Below are 5,591 nucleotides of genomic sequence, written 5' to 3' on the forward strand. Positions count from 1 at the left end.
CTACGAGCACAACCCCCGCAACAAGCACGTAATCCCCCCCCGGGAGGGCGGACCCCCGCGGCGAGGGGGGGGGCTGCGGCCCCGGGCTCCGGCCCGGGGCCGCATCCGTGTTCCCCGCCCCGCCCGGTATCGACAGGGTGTGCGCGGGGGGGCGGCCGCCGCTGGACGGTTGGTCCATTGCCCGCCGCACCCGCCGACCGGCATCCTGCGCAGGTGCGAGCGATCCCGAAGAACCCCATGTCCCGCCGGTCCCTGCTCCGCGCCCTCGGGGCCGGGGCGGCCGGTGCCACGCTGGCCGGCTGTGGAGTGCCCGCCGCCTATGTGCAGCCCGGAGACCGAGCCGGACGCGACTCCTCCGACAGCGACCACAGCCTGCACTTCGCCAACTGGCCGCTCTACATCGACACCGACGACGAGAACCAGTCGAAGCGGCCCACCCTGGACGCCTTCAGCAAGCGCACCGGGATCTCCGTCACGTACACCGAGGAGATCAACGACAACGACGAGTTCTTCGGGAAGATCAGCCCCGCACTGATGAACCACCAGCAGACCGGCCGCGACCTCGTCGTCATCAGTGACTGGATGGCCGCCCGCTTCGTCCGGCTCGGCTGGGTCCAGGAGATGGACCGGGCCGCGCAGCCCAACGTGGCGAAGTACCTCGACCCCCAACTGCGCTCGCCCGCCTTCGACAAGGGCCGGCTGCACAGCGTGCCCTGGCAGTCCGGCATCACCGGGATCGCGTACAACCGCAAGAAGCTGGGCCGTGAGATCCGGCATCTGAGCGATCTGTGGGCGCACGATCTGCGGGGCAAGGTCACGCTGCTCTCCGGACTCGACGAGTCCTTCGCCCTGCTGATGCAGGGCAACGGCGTCGACATCACCCGCTGGAAGTCCGACGACTTCTACGACATCTGCGACCAGGTGGAGAAGCTGGTCAGGACGAAGCACATCCGCCGCTTCACCGGCAACGACTACATCAAGGACCTCTCCACCGGCGACGTGCTCGCCTGTCAGGCCTACTCCGGCGATGTCATCCAGCTCCAGGCGGACAACCCCGAGATCGAGTTCGTGGTGCCCGAGGAGGGGGCCGAGCTCTGGGCGGAGTCGCTGATGATCCCCAACCTCGCCCGCCACAAGCGCAATGCGGAGAAGCTCGTCGACTACTACTACGAGCCCGAGGTCGCCGCCGAGCTGGCCACCTGGGTCAACTACGTCTGCCCCGTCCCCGCCGCCCGTGACGTCCTGGCCTCCGCCAAGGACAAGGAGACCGCGGCGCTCGCCGATGACCCGCTGATCTTCCCCGACGACGCCATGCGCAAGCGGCTCGCCATCGCGCGCGACATCACCTCCGAGGAGCGCACCGGGTTCGCCAAGAAGTGGAACTCCATCGTCGGACTGTGAGGTCCCGCCCGGGGCACCTGTGACGCGGGTTTTCGGCGGGCGATGAAGAGGAGAGACGGCATCACGCGGAATGCGCGTGGTGCCGTTTCGTCTTGGGGTGACACGGCTCTTTTCGCCGGCCCGCCCACCCTGCACCTACGCACCAGTTGGTTGTTTCGCCGTGCTGTCAATAATTTTCAATATCTGAGCGACATCTTGTGTTCATGTGATGGTGATGCTTGAGTGACAGGCGCTTCCCCTCCCCCCATCACCCCCACCAGGAAGCGCAGCCCCACAAGAATTGGAGTGTCATGCGCACGTCAGCAGCGCCCATGCGCAGTTCGTACGTCCTCGCCGTCGCGGTCGCCCTCGTGGGCACGGTCGTCGGCGTCACCGGTCAGGCCTCCGCCCAGCACGCCCCGCAGCCGAGAGCGGCGGCAGCGGCGGGCGCCACCCTCCCGTTCAGCTCCACCGAGGCGGAGTCCGCCTCCACCACCGGGCAGAAGATCGGCCCCGACTACACCCAGGGCACTCTCGCCTCCGAGGCTTCGGGCCGGCAGGCGGTACGCCTGGACAGCGGGCAGAGCGTGGAGTTCACCCTCGACAAAGCGGCCAACGCGGTGAACGTCGCCTACAACGTGCCCGACGGGCAGAGCGGTTCGCTCGACGTCTACGTCAACGGCACCAAGCTGGACGAGTCCCTGGCCGTCACCTCCAAGTACAGCTACGTCGACACCCCCTGGATCGTCGGCGCCAAGACCCATCACCTCTTCGACAACGCACGCCTCCTCCTCGGCCGCGACCTGGCGGCGGGCGACAAGGTGAAGCTGGAGGCCGCCTCCACCGAGGTCACCGTCGACGTGGCCGACTTCGAGCAGGTCGACGAGCCCGCCACCGCACCGTCGGGCGCGGTCTCCGTCGTCGACAAGGGCGCCGACGCCACCGGGCAGCAGGACTCCACGCAGGCCTTCCGCGACGCGATCACCGAGGCCAAGGCCGGCGGCGGCACCGTGTGGATCCCGGCGGGCGACTTCAAGGTGGACTCCGAGCTCAGCGGTGTCGAGAACGTGACGATCCAGGGCGCCGGCAGCTGGCACTCGGTGGTGCACGCCTCACGGTTCATCAACCAGACCGGCACCGCGGGAAAGGTCACCATCAAGGACTTCGCGGTCATCGGCGAGGTCACCGAGCGGGTCGACAGCAACCCGGACAACTTCGTCAACGGATCCCTCGGCCCGGACTCCCAGGTCAGCGGCATGTGGCTGCAGCACCTCAAGGTCGGCCTCTGGCTGACCGGCAACAACGACAACCTGATCGTCGAGAACAACCGGATCCTCGACACCACCGCGGACGGCCTGAACCTCAACGGCAGTGCGCAGGGCGTGCAGGTGCGCAACAACTTCCTGCGCAACCAGGGCGACGACTCGCTCGCGATGTGGTCGCTGAACGCGGCCGACACCGACTCCACCTTCGCGAACAACACCATCTCCCAGCCCAACCTGGCGAACGGCATCGCCATCTACGGCGGCAGCGACATCACCGTCAAGGACAACCTGGTCAGCGACACCAACGGCCTCGGCAGCGGCATCGCCATCTCCAACCAGAAGTTCGCCGACCCGTTCTTCCCCCTCGGCGGCACCATCACGGTCTCCGGGAACACCCTCGTGCGCACCGGGGCCCTCAACCCCAACTGGGGTCACCCGATGGGCGCGCTGCGCGTGGACGCGTACGACAGCGCCATCGAGGCGAACGTGAACATCACCGACACCACCATCACGGACAGCCCCTACAGCGCCTACGAGTTCGTCTCGGGCGGCGGCACCGGCCAGGAGGTCAAGAACGTCACCGTCGACGGGTCCGACGTCGACGGGGTCGGCACGGTCGTCGTCCAGGCCGAGACGCCCGGCGCCGTGACGATGTCGAACGTCACCGCGACGGAGGTCGGTGCGGCAGGCGTCTACAACTGCTCCTACCCCGAGGGCTCGGGCACCTTCACGCTCACCGACGGCGGCGGCAACTCCGGCTGGGACACCACCTGGGACGACTGCTCGGCCTGGCCCGAGCCGGACAGTGGCAACTAGCGGCAGCTCGTACGCACATTCCCCACATTCCCCCACATCGAGAGGAACGCTGTGACAAGGAGAGACTGGAGGCGGCGGAGCATCGCCGTCACGCTCGGCGCCGCGCTGACTGCCGCGTGGCTGCTGCCGGCCGGCGCACAGGCGGCGCCGGTGGCGCCCGAGGCCCCCGCCGCCGCGGCCGACCGGGGTGCGCCCGTCCCGTACGCCGAGTACGAGGCGGAGGACGGCACCTACGACGGCACCCTGCTGGAGACGGATGCCACACGTACCTTCGGGCACACGAACTTCGCCACCGAGTCCTCGGGGCGCAAGTCGGTACAGCTCGACTCCACCGGCCAGTATGTGGAGTTCACCTCGAAGAGCAGCACCAACTCCATCGTCGTGCGCAACTCCATACCCGACGCGGCGGGTGGCGGCGGCCAGGAGAAGACGCTGAGCCTCTACGCCGACGGCACGTTCGTGCAGAAGCTCGACCTGTCGTCCAAGCACAGCTGGCTGTACGGCAGCACGGACGAGCCGGAAGGCCTGACGAACACCCCCGGTGGTGACGCGCGGCGGCTCTTCGACGAGTCGCACGCACTGCTCGACAAGACCTACCCCGAGGGAACCACCTTCCGGCTGCAGCGGGACGACGGTGACGACGCCGCGTACTACGTCGTCGACCTGGTCGACCTGGAGCAGGTGGCGCCGCCCGCGAGCAAGCCCGACGAGTGCACCTCGATCACCGAGTACGGCGCGGTCCCCGACGACGGGAAGGACGACACCGACGCGATCCAGGAGGCCGTCACCGCCGACCAGAACGGTGACATCGACTGTGTGTGGATCCCGGCCGGTCAGTGGCGCCAGGAGCAGAAGATCCTCACCGACGACCCGCTGGACCGCGGACAGTACAACCAGGTCGGCATCAGCGACGTCACGATCCGCGGCGCCGGCATGTGGCACTCGCAGCTGTACTCCCTGACCCCGCCGCAGGACGCGGGGGGCATCAACCACCCGCACGAGGGGAACTTCGGCTTCGACATCGACGACAACACCCAGATCTCGGACATCGCGATCTTCGGCTCCGGCACCATCCGGGGCGGCGACGGCAACGCCGAGGGCGGCGTCGGTCTCAACGGCCGCTTCGGCAAGGACACAAAGATCAGCAATGTCTGGATCGAGCACGCCAACGTCGGCACCTGGGTCGGCCGCGACTACAGCAACATCCCGGAGCTGTGGGGTCCCGCTGACGGACTCGAATTCAGCGGGATGCGCATCCGCAACACCTACGCGGACGGCATCAACTTCACCAACGGCACCCGCAACTCCTCCGTCACCGACTCGTCCTTCCGCAACACCGGGGACGACTCCCTGGCGGTGTGGGCGAGCAAGTACGTCAAGGATCCCGCGGTGGACGTCGGCCACGACAACGTCTTCGGCAACAACACGATCCAGCTGCCCTGGCGGGCGAACGGCATCGCGGTGTACGGCGGCTACGGCAACAAGATCGAGAACAACCTGGTGTACGACACCATGAACTACCCGGGCATCATGCTGGCCACCGATCACGATCCGGTGCCCTTCTCCGGGGAGACGCTGATCGCCAACAACGGGCTCACCCGCACCGGCGGAGCGTTCTGGAACGAGGACCAGGAGTTCGGTGCGATCACCCTGTTCGCGCAGGGCTCCGACATCCCTGGCGTCACGATCCGTGACACCGACATCCAGGACTCGACGTACGACGGTATCCAGTTCAAGACCGGCGGGGGCGCGATCCCGGACGCCAGGATCAGCAATGTGACGATCTCCGATTCCCCCAACGGCTCGGGCATCCTCGCCATGGGCGGAGCGCGGGGCAGCGCGACGCTGACCGATGTGACGATCAGTGGCTCGCGCGACGGAGACGTGCTGGTCGAACCGGGCTCGCAGTTCGTGATCAACACGGACGCGGCGCAGACCACCGCCGAGGCGCGGGGGAGCGTGGAGGGCAGGTAGCGACCTGCCACGGGGGCTCTTCGCCCCGCCGCTGCCGCCGGGGCGCCCCGGGGCGCCCGCCCGGGGCCGGGGGGGCCCGCGGGGGGGGCGGGGCGCGCCGACCCCCCCCCCCCCCCCCAAAGGGCCCCAAAGCCGGCCCGGGGGGCGGGGGGGGGC

2 protein-coding genes and 1 pseudogene are annotated in these 5,591 nt (G+C 68.5%); all 3 read left to right on the forward strand.

Annotated elements, in window-relative coordinates; translation table 11 throughout:
* Window positions 1-237 precede the first annotated feature (237 nt).
* Window positions 238-1,401, forward strand: coding sequence for a spermidine/putrescine ABC transporter substrate-binding protein (locus ACFVW8_RS38185; protein ID WP_389698497.1), 1,164 nt, complete (start codon window positions 238-240; stop codon window positions 1,399-1,401).
* A gap of 311 nt (window positions 1,402-1,712) precedes the next feature.
* Window positions 1,713-3,458 (forward strand): annotated as a pseudogene (locus tag ACFVW8_RS38190) (glycosyl hydrolase family 28-related protein); the annotation flags it as partial.
* A gap of 54 nt (window positions 3,459-3,512) precedes the next feature.
* Window positions 3,513-5,435 carry a glycosyl hydrolase family 28-related protein gene (locus tag ACFVW8_RS38195; RefSeq protein WP_389698495.1) on the forward strand — a complete coding sequence of 641 codons (1,923 nt, stop codon included), beginning with the start codon at window positions 3,513-3,515 and terminating at the stop codon, window positions 5,433-5,435.
* Window positions 5,436-5,591 lie beyond the last annotated feature (156 nt).

This window comes from Streptomyces sp. NPDC058221, assembly GCF_042882365.1.
In the GTDB taxonomy this organism is placed as follows: domain Bacteria; phylum Actinomycetota; class Actinomycetes; order Streptomycetales; family Streptomycetaceae; genus Streptomyces.